The organism is Thiomicrospira microaerophila, from assembly GCF_023278225.1.
Taxonomy (GTDB): domain Bacteria; phylum Pseudomonadota; class Gammaproteobacteria; order Thiomicrospirales; family Thiomicrospiraceae; genus Thiomicrospira; species Thiomicrospira microaerophila_A.
In genome coordinates this window covers 921,838-938,668 of record NZ_CP070959.1, presented here as the reverse complement: position 1 = coordinate 938,668, position 16,831 = coordinate 921,838, and the positions used below count along the sequence as shown (strand labels likewise).

The following is a 16,831-nucleotide window of genomic DNA, read 5'->3' as shown; positions in this document are numbered from 1 at the left end:
CTCTATAATTTCCACAGCCTTAGATAAAACGCATATCTACTTAAGATCAACTTAGCTAAGATTTAAAGTATTTTTTAATCGTCTCAACAATTTGAGCTGTATCAATTTTTCCTATAAATCCATCAGCACCTAGTTGTTTTGCTTGACGCACAGAATCCCCAACAGTCATTGATGAATGCACAATAATCGGAATCGTTAAACCCATTTTTTCTTTGATCGTACGAATCACTGTATGTCCCGATACATTAGGCATTTCAAGATCAGTTATGATTAACCCGACTTTTGCTCTATTTTCTGGTTGTTCTAAAAAGTTAATGATCCCTGAACCATCGTTATAAATTTCATGTTTAATATTTAGGTTTTCAAGCACCGCTTTAACATAACCACGAATACTAGCTTGATCATCTGCAAACAAAATAATCTTCTCGTATTGCTGTCCTAGTGACTCAACCTTGGACTCTTTTTCCAAATCAGTACCGCTGATTTCTGCAATCATTTGCTCGACATCCATAATCAAACAAAGTTCGTCTTCGACGCGTGTTTGCGAAACGATTTTTTGTGCATTTTCATCGGCACTTTGAAGTTCTTTCCAGTCCTTTTCGGTTACGCCATGAATATAGGCAACTAATAAGCCAATGATTTGGTGATTAACTTCACAAATGAGAATTACACTGCGGTCATCAGGATTTAGCGCGGCGTGCCCAAACCATTTAGCCGTATCGTAAACATTAATATATTCACCCCGAACAGCGATGACTCCTTTATAGAAATCAGCGCTGTTTATGGTAGTTCTGGTGATGGCATATTCAGAGGCATTCAGTACCTCTTTAATTTTAAAAATATTCATCGCATAATAAGGATGGGCACCAAACTGAGTGTCATGCTCGCTCACCAATTTAAAAACCATCAAACTCATGGCATTGTTTTTACTCAGGTTAGCGGTTTTGTCTATCGTATTAAGATCCATCTGTTATTCCTTAAAACTCAGCCCATTCGTCTGATGCGGAGTGTTTGGTTTTATTTGGCAAGGCAGGTGTTTTAGGGGCGGACTTGCTGGCTTTTTGGCTAGTGGCTTGCGGCAAAACTTTCTTGGCTTTTTTACGATTTGTGCTGGTTTGAAAAAAACCCATTTCACGGCTGAGGTTGTTCGCTTGGTCGCGCATGCTTTCAGACGCCGCCGCAGTTTCTTCTACCAACGCAGCATTTTGTTGTGTCACCTTGTCGATATTGGTCACGGCTTGGTGGACTTGGTGAATACCGGCGGCTTGTTCCTCGGTGGCCTTGGCAACCTGTTGAATCATACTGGTCACTTCATCAATAGAATCGGTAATGTCTTTAAGTACGCTACCGGATTCATCCGCCAATTTGGTGCCTTGATCAATCCGCTCTACGCTTTCGGTAATCAATTTTTTGATGTCCTTCGCGGCCTCGGCTGATTTTTGTGCCAAAGCACGCACTTCACCGGCGACGACCGCGAACCCGCGGCCATGCTCTCCGGCACGCGCGGCTTCAACGGCGGCGTTCAACGCCAGTAGATTCGTTTGGAACGCGATACCATCAATCAAGCTAACAATATCCGCAATTTTATGGCTGGATTCTTGAATAGTTTGCATGGCCTCGATGGTTTGACCCATCACTTTAGAACCCTGCTTGGCTTTGGTTTGTACACTTTGCGCAATTTCAGAGGCATGTTGTGTGTTTGCTGTGTTGTGTTGAATGGTTGAATTCATTTGATCCATGGTTGCGGAGGTTTGCTCCAACGCGGCGGCTTGTTCTTGCACACGATCACTTAGGTCATGTGAACCTTGCGACACTTCACGTGCTGCACCATCGACTACCTCAGCGGCATACACTGATACGTCAATCACCTTAGCTAGGCGCTCTACCGAGGCGTTAATCGCGTCTTTCAATTCACCAAGCTCGCCTTCAAAGTTGTTGTCAATCGTTTGGGTTAAATCACCGGCGGCAATGGCACTAGTCACACGCACCACATCATCCATCGCACCTTGAATGCCATCCAAAAGCTGGTTAAGCGATTCACTGAGTTGCGCGGCAAGACCTTCGAGTTTGCTAACATCAATGCGTTGACCCAAGTGGCCTTGTTGCGCCAGAGCAACGGTTTTGCCTACATTTTCAAGCAGTTGAACCTCTTGCGTGCGGTCACGCCATTCAACCAGCGTGGCGACTTTAACTCCATTACGGTTTTTTATCGGCATGACAGCCAGTTCAAAGTGGTAACCGGCGACTTCAATATTCGCGGTCATTGGCTGATTGAGTGCCTTGAGCATCTGACGCTGATGTGCGGGGTTTTTGTGAAAAATGTCAATATTTTGACCAATGAGTTTATTGGCATTGAAGTTTGGCAGCACTTGCTTGAGTTTGGCTTCGCGGGTTTTCAAGAATGCTTGGATATTTTCGTTCATGTAGCTGATGTTGAAATTAGCATCCGCCATCATGATATTGCTTTTGAGTTTGTCGAGCGCGAGTTTGAGCTGGCTGGCTTGATCTAGCTGATAGGCGCTTTCTTCTGCGGCGGCGCGTGAGGCAATGTTGCCTGAAATCACCACATTTCGCATCTTGCCGGAATAGGAACAAGGATCATATTCATGGTCAATTAAAGCCTCTCCCGCCGCGACCTTACGCAAAGAACGAATCGTAAATGCATTGGTGTTTTGTAGCTTTACGCCATAGATGATGAGGGTTGTAAGCAATAGGGTTACAAGCGTTAATAATAACCAAGCCGGCATCAACTGCGGCATCGCAAGGTTAAGGATTAATGGAATAACGGCAAGCAAACCGGTTGATAACCCAAGCTGCGCGACTGGCGGTAAATGAGCAAACAGGTTAAGCTCCTGCAGGTTCAACCCAGTATAAACTTTACCGTGTTTAATTTTGGCGCGTCCGGCAGCAATATCTTGATAGGCTTGCGCAGTAGCGCGTTTTTCTGCATCGCTTATGGTTGTTCTAACCGACATGTAACCGGCAATTTGCCCTTGTTTGTAAATGGGCGTGGCGTGCGCGCGCACCCAATAAAAGCCGCCATCTTTTCGACGATTTTTTACACACTGTGACCAAGGGATACCATTTTTTAAATCCGACCACATATCGGCAAACACCGCCGGCGGTACATCTGGATGGCGGATCATGTTATGGGGTTGGCCAATCAGTTCTTCTCGGCTGTAACCACTGGACGCTTCGAACGCATCGTTACACTCTAAGATGGTACCGGCTAGATCAGTCTTGGAAACAAGCGTTTGTCCTTCTGGAACCATATATTCATATTGGGTAATGGGTTGATTATTTTTCATCAATGCCTCTTAATAGACCAAAGTATATTTTTTATATATTGATCTTAACAGATGTCTTTTTTCAAACCTTGCAAAACCCTTCATTTTCTAGGCTTATTACGTATGCAAAACCTCCCTTTTCAAATTTAATTTTACTTGTTCTTATGTTTAATTAATTACTTAGCCTTAAATTGGTTTATCGTTCATATATCTTGCAGGTGTGAACCTGTCTAATAGAAATGGACACTTTATAATAAGAGACAATAGATATTGTCGAACTAGGCGTGATCATGACTGAAAAGAGAACTTATAAAACCTATAGCGATGAGTTTAAAAAAGAAGCCGTCGCCCTAGTGACTGAGCAGGGATACAGTGTAGCCGAAGCTGCTCAATCCTTAGGGGTTAGAACGAATTTGCTCTACAAATGGAAAGACAAGCTAGAATCGCAAGCCAAAGGGATTGCGCTCAATCCAGATGCGCGAGCCGAACTTAAAAAGTTACGCGCTGAAAACAAACGCTTAAAGGTTGAAAAAGAAATCTTAAAAAAAGCCTCAGCCCTTCTGACACAAGACATCCTGTAGGTTTTAAACTCATGGATAAACTGGTTCAGGAGCCATCCCACTACGATCAATCAAGTTTGGGCGGGTGACATCACCTACTTAAAGACCCCTCAAGGTTGGTTGTATTTAAGTATCGTGATGGATCTTTATTCGCGTCGTATTATTGGCTGGGCGATCAGTGAGCTCATGACGGTGGAGTTGGTCATGAAATCGTTACAGCAAGCGTTTTGCGAGATTGTTAGCTAAACAGAAAATGCGTGCGTCGATGGGTGATGTGGGGGCCTGTTGGATAATGCGGTCGTAGAACGTTTTTTTGGTAGTCTCAAGCATGATTGGCTATTTAAAGTGCATCACGCCAGCGCTGAAAGCATGAAACAGGATGTAGCGAGTTACATGCGCTACTACAACTTAATTAGGCTTCATAGTTCTAATGGTGGTTTATCGCCCATTGACTATGAAAATTGTAAAAACAATGTGTCCAAAAAAGCTTGACCAGAACAATTTCTGTTGGGCCGGTGATCGAAGGCACTTTGAAACTAGGGATAATAAAGAAGTTTTCTTCGCCTTCCGGCATACGTAGCAGTTGGGTGAGTTTTTCTAATACCTCAACTTCACCTTGCCGACCTTTAACAAGCTTATCGAATATTGTATGTAGTTTTTTCATCCCTATTCTCAGTTTCCAGTCCGCCATACAGGCAAAAAATTCTCATTATAACGAACGAAAAAGGATTGTCATTGTTAATTTGAGAGGGTTCTAGCCAATATTCGCACTGCACAACGCAAGTCGATTGGTATAGCCGAACACCCATTGGCACAAGCCTTAACGAAGGTATTAGAAGATAAATTGCTGCGTGATGAATAGCGGACTACTTGTAACTGATTGATTTTTAAATAAATGATCTGAAAGCCTTATAAACAGCGAAAAATTTGTTAATTTTTTTTGAAAAAACGCTTGCAAAGGTTAGAGGATTCTCTATAATATGCCACATCAAGCAACGCAGCTTGAACTACCACTCCCCAATAGTTCAGTTGGTAGAACAGCGGACTGTTAATCCGTATGTCCCTGGTTCGAGTCCAGGTTGGGGAGCCAAACATAGACCCTAAGTAATTGATTTACTTGGGGTTTTTTGTTTATGGGCTTTAACGATACCGTAAACAATACCGTAAATGAAAAACGCTAGGGCTTAGTTTAGGGCTCAAAAGAATAGGTTAATAATTAACCAAGTCATCGAACGACAAACCGCGTTCACTTAACCAGCGTTGGCATTTTGCTATTGCCTTTTTCTCAATCGCTCGTATTGATTCACCTGTTACGCCTAACCGTTCCCCAACTTCTCGCAGGCTCATAGGCTCGGCTCTGTCAATCGGTGACGTTTCAAGACTTATGCGCTGTTGCGGTCGGTGTGTCGGTGCATCGGGGGCGGATGATTGGTTCTCAAGCCATAGCGCCCAAATACGCGCCTTAAATGTGGTCATTGTTTCGCTAGGCAATGGCTCAAAATAAACATCGTTAAATATTGCGCCTTTGTCATCAAATAGCGGTCTTTCGTTCATAATCACCTCATTAACCCTTTGCCGCTTTAAACATGAAAGGGCTTGTTAGTCGCGGTCTAAAAAACGCTGATTGCCTTGTTCATCCAAACAAACCTCGCAGGCAATGAAACAAGGTTTGTTAGGTTCTTGTTGCATCAAGTCGGCTTTAACTCGCTGGGCTAACTGGTCGGGGGTTTCGCTGTCGTTCCGATACCAAAATTCATCACCACTTTTTAAACCGATAACAACTGGTTGCGGCTGGTCGGCTGGTGCTGCCATCTTGAAAATAATCAAGATAACATCGTCGCTGGTCTGCTTGCTTACCTCCAGCTTTTTAATGCGCTCTAGCAAGGCTCGGCTCATTTTTGGGCGTTCTCAAGGTTTTCGATACGTTCCAGCAACTCGGTTGTTTCGATAATCTTAGCCACGCCTGCTAATGAATTGATTAAGGCTGTTGCGGTGTCGGTGGTCAAATCGCCATTACCTGCCGCAGATAAAACGGCTTTGGCTTGGTCGGCTAACGGTGCGTTGCTGTCGAGTTGAATAGTCACTTTTTCGCCTACAGGTTTAAGGCTTGGTGCAATGCGGCTCAAAAGAGTAGTGCAAGCGGCTGTTGAACCCTCACGGCATTGGCTAATTAGGCTATTGATAATTTCGTCACGGTGCTTTTCTATTTCGTCGCGGATCGATTGCGCCTTTGGCTTGCGCCCGTTCGGATTGCCGCTAACGCCTTTTACAAATTTGCCCTGTTTTCTACCTGTTTCGCTCATTTTCGCACCTGTTACCTGTTTAAAATCCTGCTTTTCAGGCTAGTTTATATCTTGGTGCGTTGTGTGTCAAACCAGTAATTAATGACATTAAAGCATGATTTATGCCGTTTAATAAGTCATTGAAACTGAATAGGTTTATGGTATATGGCATTAAATAGGCTTATTTGTTCGTTATGGTGCAATAAACTCAACCCCACGTTGGCCTATAAATTAGCCGCCCACCTTAATAACGCAGACTGAGGGCGCACTTGTGCGCTGTGACGACTAAGCAATATTGCATCGTCGGAGGGTGTGTTTTAACGCTGTTCTGACTATCCGTTTCAAACGGCATATTTTCATGCAGTCAAAAAACAAGGGTTCACGGCTGAAACTTTATAATAACCAGTTCATAATAAAGTCTTATGCCATATCACATAAAAACCATAACGCATTTAAACGCTCTCTAAGCCCTCTAAACGCGCCAACCCTTACAAACGCCCTATCTTTTTAAATAAAGTCGCCTGTATGGGCTTTAAATTGCGTCAAATCATTATTTCTTGATTGTGTTTTGACTACAGGGGGCGCTGTGTTTGATTAAGGGCTCAAAAGAATAGGGGCATCATAACGCCCCATCTTTTCATAGTCGCGCTCATTGGTTACGCTTTCAGGGCTCAAAAGAATAGGGTCGGGCTTTTGTCTTTAGGTTGTAAAAAAGGCGCTCAAGTATTGCGCCATTTACCTAGGGGAAGTTTAAACGGCTGGTTTTAACGCTCCCCCTTTAGGGGTAGAAAAACAGCCGACTGGATTTTTAAACAAAATCAACAACTTAGCATCGGTCGGCTGGTTTTTTTTGCCTAAACTTTTCAGCCGACCGCCTAGCCCTTTATTCATGCGGGTTTGCATCGGTCGGCTGGTTTTAATCGGCTGTTTCAGCCGTTCAGCCGTTCAGCCGATTGAAATTAGTAAAAACCCTTATCTTTTGAGCCATAAAAAAACCCGCGCTTAGGCGGGTAAAGGTAGGGGGATAAACGACTATTTAGGCGGCTTTTTCTTTTGAGCCCTCAAGGTCAATCGGGGGCGCAATACCTCCAACAACATAAAGCGCTTCACCTTTAGGCTGTATCGGCTGACCTCTCAAGGTTTCATCGTCTAGCATATCCTGCAATACGGGCGCTATAACCGACCAACTAACCGACAAACGCCCATTAGTTCCAGCGTAGTTATTCCGTATGCTGTTGCGGGTGATTATGTCGCCTGCCCTGTTGCGTTCATCAATCAGGATTTTTAAGCCCTCACGAATAGCCGCATTTCTAGCCGCTTGCTTTAACTCTTTTTCGCCCATCAAGCCGCCTTCTTGTTGGTTAAGGTGTTTTAACGGGTCATCGCATTGTTCAAGCGTTGCGCTGTGCTCAATACGTCGCAAATCAAAGAACCGCCCTAGATTGCCGCAATAGTTGTCTTTTTCAACGGTTAAGCGAATATAACGGCTAAAGTTCTCTAGGGGTTCGCCTAGCTTTTGCATTATCCCGCCTATTTCGTCGGATGTCTTATTAGCAAACCGCCCCTTGATAACCATTGCCAGCCTTGCGCTATCTGTGAAGCGTTTACCGCCTGCTATGCCATCAACTCCAGCCGCCCCCTTGGTCACATGGGCTAAGATTAAAACCGTTGCGCCTGTTGATTTAGATAAGCGCTCGCAAGCCTTAACGAACGTCGCGGCATCTTCGTTGCTGTTTTCTTTACCGCCATTCAAACGGGAGTAGGTATCAACAATAATCAAGCGCAAATCATCAAGCCTTTTAATTGATTGCTCAATCTTATCAACATCGGGCGAAACAACCGCCACGCCTTCAACGGTTCGAGTTAATAGCAAGCCATCACCTGCAAGGTCTTTAATCAAAAGGTTATTAACTAGCGCCTGTCGGTCAATGGGCTCAATATCCCCAAATTCACAATCAATAGAATTGATTTCGACAAACTTAAATAAACGCCTTTGTATCTCGGTTCGGTCATCTTCAGCCGACAAAAATAAAACCTTGCCTTTGTAAACATTCCGCCCTAAGAACGGATAACCAGCCGCAACACTAGCCGCCATCTGTAAAGCTAAAGCGCTTTTACCCAATCCACCCGCGCCCCCTAGAATAGCGGTTATCCCTTTTGGAAGTAGCCCATCAATAATGGTCGGTCGGGGTGGTGGCTCGCTGTCAAACCAGCTTTCATTTATGGCGGTATCGGCTAGAAAATCCTTTTCTTTTGAGCCATAAAAGGGCGCATTGCTCACCATTGCCAAAACCTCGGCTAAGGTAGCCCCAGCCGCTAAAGCGTCGCTAATGTCTGCCTTGGGTGGCATACCCGCCCAATACTTACTTAGGTCGATTAGCTTAACGGTATTAGCAAGGCTCAAAAGAGAATCGGCAACCATATAGCCGTGCTTAATGCCTACTTCGTCGTTATCGCAAAATATAACAACGTCACGCCCTTTAAAATGCGGGTTTAGGTGTTCGGCTTGGTTATCCCATTTAAGCGCCCCAGCGACGTTGCAGGAAGCCAGCAAGCCTAGCGCCTTTAGGTTGTCACAATCCTTTTCACCCTCGCAAATATAAACGGGGTCATTAGGTCGGGCGATTAGTTCGGGCAAGTTATAAGGGGCATAATTAACGCCCTCCATGTCCTTAACAAACACGCCTTTTTCAGCATCAAACCGATTAAGGTAAACCGCCTTTTTACCATCACCCGCATAACGTACTTGAACGCGGTATAAAGGTTCGCCATGCTCATTTGTATAAAGGTGCTCACGGTCTTGTTTTGAGCCCTCACTATTAACGGGGGCGGTTAGGTCGGTAAACTCAAACGTAACGCCCTCATTATGGCGGGTGTCACTAATAAAGCCGCCATCAATAAGCCATTGCATCGGGTTGCAGTTGGTTTCTCGTTTAATCAAGTCAAGCAATCCGCCCCCTTGATTATCTTCAAAATCAAAATAAGCGCCATCTGTAAGGCTCAAAGATAAACTGCCATTAGTACCAAATCGCAACTCTTTACCGCTTGAAAGCCGTTCGTTCGGTTCGCCTAGTAGTAAACGCCCTACATCGGGCGATATGGCTTTAAAGTTAAGATTACCCATGATTGCCCCTCCCGCATTCAAACGTCTTAAACTCGCGCATATAGCCGCGCTCTAAGGTGTAGTTTGATTGGGTAAAGGCTTCACCTATCCCGCTTAGGCGCTCGGTGCATGGTAGCGTTAAACGGGCGCTAAGGTTAAAATCGGGGTAAGTGCCCTTTATGCTAGGGTGTAAACGGGCGGCAACTTCTACATCACTCGTTGAAACATAACGCCCAGCCCATGCTTCAATAATATGTTTTAGCGCCCAGCCGCCACGCCCATAACCTTTAATGGTTTTTTGTGCATCAAGGAAGGCAAACGCTATTTTTACGCAGTCGGGGTGTTCATGTAATTGGTCGGGTCGGTTGCTGTATTGAACAATAGCCGCTTTTATTTGCTGGTCTGTTGGATAAGGGTAGTTGTTCATATTAGCGCCCCTCCTAGACCATAGAGAACCGCTATTTCTTGAGCCTTTGGAATATCACGGCTCAAAATAAAATAGTGGTCTTTTAACGGGTGGTTTCCGTTGCGGGGGCATTGGATTAGACCGTTAAGCCCGTATTTGTGGCGCAAGCGGTGAACGGTTATCCCTAGGCGGTGCTGTTGTCCGTTGCTCTCGCTGATTATGGTGTGGTGGTGGATTGCTTCACCCTTTAGCAAGCGACGCAACACGGGAACAAGCGGGGGAACGGATTTAGTTCCTTGGTTTAATAATATGTCGCTCATTTCAGCACCTCCAAGCCCATAACTTGAAAGGTAGGCGCAAACCCTAGACCAAGCAACAATACACGCAAGGCGAACCCTAGGCGGCTCTTATTGCCACGCTCAATAGTTGAATGAGCAAACCTATCATTAAGGCGGTGCATCAAGCGGAATGAAATCGCGCCATTAAGCGGGGTCTGTAGCCCTTTTAAAAGCAATGCGGGGGCGTTGATTATGTTAAAATAGCTTTGCTGGTGCTCTGGATTTTTAACTAAGTTCGGGGCATTTTTCATTTTGAGCCCTCCACGTTGTCACGTTCCGCAATACGCGAATCAATCCACGCTTGAACCTCGGCTTCAATCCATGCGACGCTTTTTTCTGATAATTTAACGGGCTTGGGGAATAAACCTTTTGAAACAAGGTTGTAAAGGTGTGAACGGCTTAAGCCTGTAGCGGCTTGGGTTTGTTTTGCTCTCAATAAAGTGGTCATGTGCTAATATCCTTAAACGTATGTTTAGACTTAGCTTAGGCTTGGGGATAGGTTTAAAAAACTCTATGTTCACCGTTTAAGGGATAGCCCCTAAACCTAAGCGTACATAAGTTTTCAAACACCATACCCCTGTATGACCACCTTAAAAAACAAACTGTTTAGAAAGGTAAGAACACCCATAACCCTGTTATGAATGCGTGTAGCTGAATAACTTTGAGAATATTAAATCACAATAAATTTAGACTATCAATACTTTATTTTTCCGCTACTGTTCTCTATTGGTTCTTTTTTCTCTTTAACTGTTTGAAAGTTCAATTGTTTTTATTAAAAAAGGGCTCAAAAAAATAGGGTTAAGCCTGCCGTTTTATCGGTATAACTTGCGCCCCCATCTTTAGGCTATCCAAATAATCAGCCCACGCCTGCATCATTTTTGCCCGTTCAGCCAATAACTCGCTTTTGTTGTAAACCCTTGCTATGCGGTCGCGGTTTAAATGCGCTAGTTGCAGCTCTATAGCATCACCATCAAACCGCATTTCATTTAAAGCCGTGCTAATGGTATGCCTAAAGCCGTGCGACGTTTGCAAGCCCTTACCTATTGGCTCGGCTGTTTGCGGGTGTTTAGCGTATTGAATAGCCTTGTTTAATGTATTTTCAGATAGCGGCTTGGTTCGATTGCCTGCAATAAATACATGCTCTTTTGAGCCAGTAACAGGGCGCATTGCTTCAAGTATTTCTAACGCCTGTTGGCTTAACGGTACTTTATGAATTCGTTTCTTTTTCATCGTATCGGCTGGAAAGGTTATCAACTTGTTTTCAAAGTCGATAAACTCCCATTTAAGAAAGCGGATATTAGCAGGGCGCAAGATTACGAGGGGCATAAGGCGCAGGGCTTGCTTCACTGCAAAATCACCATGATAGGCATCAAAAGCCTTTAATAATATAGCCAGTTGTTTAGCGTCGGTTGTATGCGCCATGTTTACAGGTTCGGGCTTTGCTGGTAGCAGGTCGGATAACATAGCGGCTGGGTTAGTGCTTATCTTTTGAAGTGCGATAAGATAATTAAAGGTCTGTCTGCAATCACTCGCTAACCTCAAAGCCGTTTCGGGGTGTTTATCTGATACGGGTTTTATAAGGTTCAAAAGGTCAATCGTTGTGATTTTATCGGCTGGTATCCTATCCAAGTGATTGAACAAATATTTCTCTAGGCGTTGGGTTTTCTTTAAAGCTGTTCGCGGCTCAATTTTTGAAACCTTTATTTGCTCAAGTGCGTAAAAACTAAACGGCTCTAGTTTACTCACTTCATTTATTCGCGGGTCGATACCTTGCGCAATTAAAGCCCTTGCGCTTTCGTGCTTTGCTCTAGCGTCTGCAAGTGACGTTTCAGGGTAAAGCCCCAGCGTTAAGGTCGCACGTTTACCATTCAAGGCACAATCATAGCGAAACGATTTAGCCCCAGCCTTGGTGACGTATAAAAACAATCCGCCCCCATCGGTCAATTTATAAGCGGTGTCTTTAGGCTTTGCTGTTTTCACCTTTGCATCTGTTAGCTGTCTTTTCATTTTTGAGCCCTCTATTTAATCAATACCGTAAGCGATACCGTAAACGATACCGTAAAATTAAACGGATTACAATAAACACCAAGGACTATAAAAGACTATGTTTTATTAAAAAACAATGACTTACAAACAAGGTAGGAAGGTATAAAACAGCTATATGAATTAAGGTTGGGGAGCCAAACATAGACCCTAGATTATTAAGTTAATCTGGGGTTTTTTGTTTTAGTTTCTAGCAGGACTGGTTAATTCAAATAATGCTTACCCCTCCCCTTTGTCACAAAACGCTCACGTCAGTTTCATTTACCCGTCATAAGCAAAGCGCAAAATAACAATTATTTTGTTATGAGATACCTATGCTAAACCTTGAGAAAACCCTTGAACAACGCTTTCCCGATTTTAATAAAAAACCGGGCGCTAAATTAATGGTTAAATTACTTAAAGCACTTACACATCAAGAAGAAATTAATCAGTTCATTGAAACTCACCAACACCTGCGTGGGTTTGCGTTTTTAGACAAGGTTTTAGATCATTTTAATTTTAGTTATCAACTCAGTTCTCGTGAACTTGGCCATATTCCCTCTGAGGGGCGTGTCATCATTGTTGCCAATCACCCGATTGGTTCATTGGATGGTTTAGCGCTCCTAAAACTGGTGCGTTCGGTGCGACCGGATGTTAGGATTGTTGCAAATGATCTACTCACCCAATTAGAACCGATTCGTTCATTGTTTATTCCTATTGACAATCTATCAGGTAAAGTCTCACACAAAACTCAATATAAAAATATGTTAGCGGCACTTGATAAAGATGAAGCGATCATTATTTTTCCGGCCGGTGAAGTGTCGCGTATTCGCCCGAATGGGGTGCGTGATGGTAAATGGAAAGGAGGTTTTATTCGGCTGGCTGAAAAAACCAAATCACCAATCCTGCCAGTCTACATTGAAGCGCGTAATTCTGCGCTGTTTTATAGTTTATCCGCAATTTATAAACCTCTCGGAACCGCAATGTTGATTCAAGAAATGTTCAACAAAGATGACAAGGAAATTGCTTTTCATATTGGTAAGCCGATCAATTGGAAATCAATACAAGCCTTGGGATTAGCGGAAAAAGAATTAGCTACACGTTTTAGAAAACATTTATATCGTCTTAACAATCACAAAAAGATGGCTAAAAACCCCTTGTTTGATGGCGAAATGACTGTAGCCTATCCAGTGGATCGCAAAGCTTTAAAACGCGAATTAAAAAAAGCACAACCACTGGGGAAAACAGGCGATGGCAAAATAATATACCTATACGATTATTGCGACGATTCTCCGGTGATGCATGAAATTGGCCGATTAAGAGAGCTTACATTCAGAACGGTTGAAGAAGGCACTGGCGGTTCGCTCGATCTTGATAAATACGATAGCTACTACCGCCATCTCGTATTATGGGATGAAGATAACCTTGATATTGTTGGTGCCTATCGCATAGGTGAAGGCAATAAAATACTTGAAGAAAAAGGGATAAAGGGTTTTTACACCCATAGTCTGTTTAACTTTAACGATCAAATGCAAGAAATTTTGCCAAATTCAATTGAGCTAGGCCGTAGCTTTGTGCAACCGCGCTATTGGGGATTGCGCAGTTTGGATTACCTCTGGTATGGTATTGGAGCTTACTTGGTAGCGCACCCTGAAATCAAGTATTTATTTGGACCCGTCAGTTTAAGCGCCGGATACCCTGATGAGGCAAAGCAAAAGCTGATCGGCTTTTATCAACAGCAGTTTGGCTCATGGCAACATCTAGCGCAGGCAAAACAACCCTATCACCTAACCAACGAAACATTACAACAGGTTCAAGCCGATTTTGCACAAGAATATGACACCTGCTTTAAGCGCTTAAACCATCAACTCGACCAACTTGGCGTTAAAGTTCCTACACTTTATAAACAGTACAGTGAATTGTGCGATGATAAGGGGTGCCATTTTATTGACTATAGCGTTGACCCAGAATTTGGTGACTGCATTGACAGCCTCATATTGGTGGAAATAGATAAAATAAAAACAAAGAAAAAGCAACGCTATATGAAGCAACTTTGACATCCTCCCCGCCCTGAACGGCGGGGATTCCTAAGTACCATTCGGCACTTCGGCGTTTTTACCTTATACGCAAGCGCTTTCGGTAAAAACGGGTTCCTGCTTCAAGGTCGAAACTAACGTTTCAACTCCACAGGCTAACACCCGATGTCCTCGGGCTAATACATTCAATGCACCGACAACATCGGCGTTTTCACTGTAACCACACTCAACACATTCAAATCGTGACTGGGTTAAGCGATTATCTTTACTTACGTGTCCGCAGCTAGGGCAGGTTTGCGAGGTGTGCTTGGGATTAACCTTTAACACCTCGCCACCTGACCAGTATTGCTTATACTCCAGCATTTGCACAAACATTCCCCATCCTTGGTCAAGGATAGATTTATTCAACGCTGACTTAGCTTTCACGTTTCGACCAGGCCTGGTTATATCGCCCTTAGCTGATTTCGACATGTTTCTTACTTTTAAATCCTCAACCACAATCATTGCGTGGTTTTTGCTGATTTCGGTTGAGGATTTGTGTAAGAAGTCTAAACGCGCATTGGCAATACGCTCATGCAGCCGTGTAATGATTTGTTTCTGCTTTTTCCAGTTAGCAGAGAAACGGACTTTTTTAGACAGCTTGCGCTGCTCAAAAGCCAGTTTCTTTGACAACTTACGAAAACTGTTTAAAGGCGATACGTATGAGCCATCTGACAAGGTTGCAAAACGGGTAATACCCATATCAATACCAACCATGCTGATTGAGCTATGACGCTTTATATCGGCCTCGTACTCAGTCTGAATCGACACATACCAATATTTTCCCTTGCAAGAAATCGTCATGTTTTTCACATCGCCGATAACTTGTCGGCTGTTGCGATACTTCACCCAACCGATTTTAGGTAAAAACACTTTGTTAGACGCTTGCTCCAGCTTAAATCCTTGTGGATAGCGAAAGCTATCACTCAAGCCTTTTTTCTTGAATCTTGGAATCCGTTTTAAAGGCTGTTTTTTATCAAAACCGTCTTTAAAAGCACGCTCAAGGCTTTTAAGCGTTTGCTGTAGCGGCTGAGAATGAACGGTTTTTAAAAAACCGTATTCATCAGATTGCTTCCACAAACCCAACCAAAACGCTAACTCGTTATACCACAGCATCGGTTGTTTATTTTCAAGCCGAGACAAGTTTAACGCTAACGCTTTATTCCACACAAACCGATTAGCACCAGCAAACTCAACCATCTTCTGCACTTGGTCAGAATTAGGATTGAGTCGGAATTTAAAGGCTTTGCGGATAGTTTGTTTCATGGTTATAATTGTACAAAAAGGAATTGGTCTATGCAAGTTAATAACGATGTAAGAACAGGAAGACACTGTGTTTTTAATCTTCATGTTCATTTGGTCTTTGTCACAAAATACCGCAGAGATGTATTTTCTGAACGGGTTTTAATAGAACTAGAAGAAATATTTAAAAATGTTTGTTTGGACTTTGAAGCGGAATTGGTTGAGTTTAACGGTGAACATGACCATGTACATCTTTTGATTAATTACCCGCCTAAAGTCGCTATTTCTAATTTGGTGAATAGTTTGAAAGGGGTTTCAAGCCGCCTTATTAGAAAGAAACATTACCCTGAAATTCAAAAAAAGCTTTGGGGAAATATGCTTTGGAGTCCGAGTTATTTTGCGGGTAGTTGTGGTGGTGCACCACTCTCGATTATTAAGCAATATATTGAACAACAGCAAAGACCGCATTAAACAGGCTTTGCCTGTTGCGCTTATATCCCCGACCTGAAGGACGGGGTTTTACGCGCTATTTGATAAAAATACTAACTTGGGTTATTACCCTCTAGATCTTGATTTTTTGTAGACCAGTGAATTAAGTGCATTTCGCCATGTTCGTCTTCTATTAAGGCGCTCAAAGACTCTACCCAATCCCCGCAATTGTAATAAGTAACACCATAGTCAAACTGGCGGATTTCAGGGTGATGGATATGACCACAAATTACACCTTTAACTTGCTTATTACTGGCCGATTTAGCGACAGCCTGTTCAAAATCGCTTATAAAATTCACTGCGCGCTTTACTTTATATTTAAGGTAGGCGGATAACGACCAATAGCCAAATCCTAAACGCCGCCTTGCCGCATTAAACCAGCGGTTCATATTTAATACGGTTTCATAAGCCCAATCCCCTAAAAACGCCAACCAGCGATGACATTGCACTACACCATCAAACTGATCCCCGTGAATCACCCATACCTTATCGCCATTTTTTAACGTGTAGATATACTCATCCGTTAAAAGAATATTGCCGAACTCTATACCGGAATAGCGTCGCATAATATCATCATGGTTGCCGGTGATATACACGACTCGCGTACCCCGTTTAGCACGAGTAAGAATCCGACGAATAACGTTAGTATGCGCTTGTGGCCAGAATACTTTTTTCCTCATCCGCCAGCCATCGATAATATCGCCGACCAAAAATAAGGTGTCACAATTATAATTTTTTAAAAACTCTGCCAGTTCATCCGCTTTTGAGCCTTTAGAACCAAGATGCACATCAGAAATCCAAATCGTTCTAACTTTAGTGGGTGCCTGCTCCGCTTCTTCCATAGGGGTATCAATATCCTGCATCCATTCCGGAATTTTGGGTATGCTATGAACCATATTTTATCTCACCTAAATAAATTCAACCTCAATGCTAAAGAATAAGCATGAATTTAGCATGACGAAAAAATGACTCATTTATTAAACCAATCTTAGGTTTTTACAACCAGGCCTGCTTGTCATATTAGTTT

At 43.2% G+C, this 16,831-nt stretch carries 15 protein-coding genes, 1 tRNA gene and 1 pseudogene; 4 read left to right on the top strand and 13 right to left on the bottom strand.

The genetic code is table 11. From position 1 onward, the window contains the following. Nucleotides 1-55: 55 nt before the first annotated feature. Both JX580_RS04500 and JX580_RS04495 read right to left on the bottom strand, forming a co-directional pair. A complete protein-coding gene (locus JX580_RS04500; protein WP_248851608.1) occupies nucleotides 56-967 on the bottom strand; it encodes a chemotaxis protein CheV in 912 nt (303 codons plus the stop codon). 10 nt (nucleotides 968-977) lie between these two features. Next, nucleotides 978-3,308 carry a methyl-accepting chemotaxis protein gene (locus tag JX580_RS04495; protein ID WP_248851607.1) on the bottom strand — a complete coding sequence of 777 codons (2,331 nt, stop codon included), beginning with the start codon at nucleotides 3,306-3,308 and terminating at the stop codon, nucleotides 978-980. A gap of 269 nt (nucleotides 3,309-3,577) precedes the next feature. On the opposite strand from JX580_RS04495, the pseudogene JX580_RS11970 reads away from it, so the two are divergent. Further along, nucleotides 3,578-4,339, top strand: a pseudogene (locus JX580_RS11970) (transposase). On the opposite strand, the gene JX580_RS04485 reads toward JX580_RS11970, so the two are convergent. Continuing rightward, nucleotides 4,275-4,511 (bottom strand): hypothetical protein, encoded by a 237-nt coding sequence (locus tag JX580_RS04485; RefSeq protein ID WP_248851929.1) that lies wholly within the window; start codon nucleotides 4,509-4,511, stop codon nucleotides 4,275-4,277. The pseudogene JX580_RS11970 and the gene JX580_RS04485 sit on opposite strands and share 65 nt — an antisense overlap. A gap of 350 nt (nucleotides 4,512-4,861) precedes the next feature. Here JX580_RS04485 and JX580_RS04480 point away from each other — a divergent pair. Beyond that, nucleotides 4,862-4,937, top strand: a tRNA-Asn gene (locus tag JX580_RS04480). Nucleotides 4,938-5,056: 119 nt separating this feature from the next. On the opposite strand, the gene JX580_RS04475 is transcribed toward JX580_RS04480, so the two are convergent. From JX580_RS04475 to JX580_RS04440, 8 genes are all read right to left on the bottom strand, one after another. Next, a complete protein-coding gene (locus JX580_RS04475) occupies nucleotides 5,057-5,401 on the bottom strand; it encodes a sigma factor-like helix-turn-helix DNA-binding protein (protein ID WP_248851606.1) in 345 nt (114 codons plus the stop codon). A 45-nt stretch (nucleotides 5,402-5,446) separates the two neighbouring features. Beyond that, nucleotides 5,447-5,743: a hypothetical protein gene (locus JX580_RS04470; RefSeq protein WP_248851605.1), complete on the bottom strand. Its 297-nt coding sequence runs from the start codon at nucleotides 5,741-5,743 to the stop codon at nucleotides 5,447-5,449. Next, a complete protein-coding gene (locus JX580_RS04465; protein WP_248851604.1) occupies nucleotides 5,740-6,150 on the bottom strand; it encodes a DUF5681 domain-containing protein in 411 nt (136 codons plus the stop codon). Before JX580_RS04465 ends, JX580_RS04470 begins: the two co-directional genes overlap by 4 nt. Nucleotides 6,151-7,165: 1,015 nt before the next feature. Beyond that, nucleotides 7,166-9,253: an AAA family ATPase gene (locus JX580_RS04460; RefSeq protein ID WP_248851603.1), complete on the bottom strand. Its 2,088-nt coding sequence runs from the start codon at nucleotides 9,251-9,253 to the stop codon at nucleotides 7,166-7,168. Further along, the gene (locus JX580_RS04455) at nucleotides 9,246-9,659 is read right to left on the bottom strand and encodes a hypothetical protein (RefSeq protein ID WP_248851602.1); all 414 of its coding nucleotides are present in this window, start codon (nucleotides 9,657-9,659) and stop codon (nucleotides 9,246-9,248) included. Before JX580_RS04455 ends, JX580_RS04460 begins: the two co-directional genes overlap by 8 nt. Before the next feature lie 295 nt (nucleotides 9,660-9,954). Continuing rightward, nucleotides 9,955-10,227: a hypothetical protein gene (locus JX580_RS04450; protein ID WP_248851601.1), complete on the bottom strand. Its 273-nt coding sequence runs from the start codon at nucleotides 10,225-10,227 to the stop codon at nucleotides 9,955-9,957. Further along, the gene (locus JX580_RS04445) at nucleotides 10,224-10,424 is read right to left on the bottom strand and encodes a helix-turn-helix transcriptional regulator (RefSeq protein ID WP_248851600.1); all 201 of its coding nucleotides are present in this window, start codon (nucleotides 10,422-10,424) and stop codon (nucleotides 10,224-10,226) included. Before JX580_RS04445 ends, JX580_RS04450 begins: the two co-directional genes overlap by 4 nt. A 350-nt stretch (nucleotides 10,425-10,774) precedes the next feature. Then, the gene (locus tag JX580_RS04440; RefSeq protein WP_248851599.1) at nucleotides 10,775-11,983 is read right to left on the bottom strand and encodes a tyrosine-type recombinase/integrase; all 1,209 of its coding nucleotides are present in this window, start codon (nucleotides 11,981-11,983) and stop codon (nucleotides 10,775-10,777) included. 350 nt (nucleotides 11,984-12,333) lie between these two features. Here JX580_RS04440 and JX580_RS04435 point away from each other — a divergent pair, with 350 nt between their 5' ends. Next, nucleotides 12,334-14,055 carry a GNAT family N-acyltransferase gene (locus tag JX580_RS04435; RefSeq protein ID WP_248851598.1) on the top strand — a complete coding sequence of 574 codons (1,722 nt, stop codon included), beginning with the start codon at nucleotides 12,334-12,336 and terminating at the stop codon, nucleotides 14,053-14,055. 63 nt (nucleotides 14,056-14,118) lie between these two features. On the opposite strand, the gene JX580_RS04430 is transcribed toward JX580_RS04435, so the two are convergent. Then, on the bottom strand, nucleotides 14,119-15,339 hold the full coding sequence (locus JX580_RS04430) for an RNA-guided endonuclease InsQ/TnpB family protein (protein WP_248851592.1): 1,221 nt from the start codon (nucleotides 15,337-15,339) through the stop codon (nucleotides 14,119-14,121). 30 nt (nucleotides 15,340-15,369) lie between these two features. Here JX580_RS04430 and tnpA point away from each other — a divergent pair, with 30 nt between their 5' ends. Next, nucleotides 15,370-15,786 (top strand): IS200/IS605 family transposase, encoded by a 417-nt coding sequence (gene tnpA, locus JX580_RS04425; protein WP_248851591.1) that lies wholly within the window; start codon nucleotides 15,370-15,372, stop codon nucleotides 15,784-15,786. Between the two features lie 71 nt (nucleotides 15,787-15,857). Here tnpA and JX580_RS04420 read toward each other — a convergent pair whose 3' ends face one another. Next, complete coding sequence (locus JX580_RS04420; protein WP_248851597.1) at nucleotides 15,858-16,700, bottom strand: UDP-2,3-diacylglucosamine diphosphatase; 843 nt, start codon at nucleotides 16,698-16,700, stop codon at nucleotides 15,858-15,860. Between the last annotated feature and the right edge of the window lie 131 nt (nucleotides 16,701-16,831).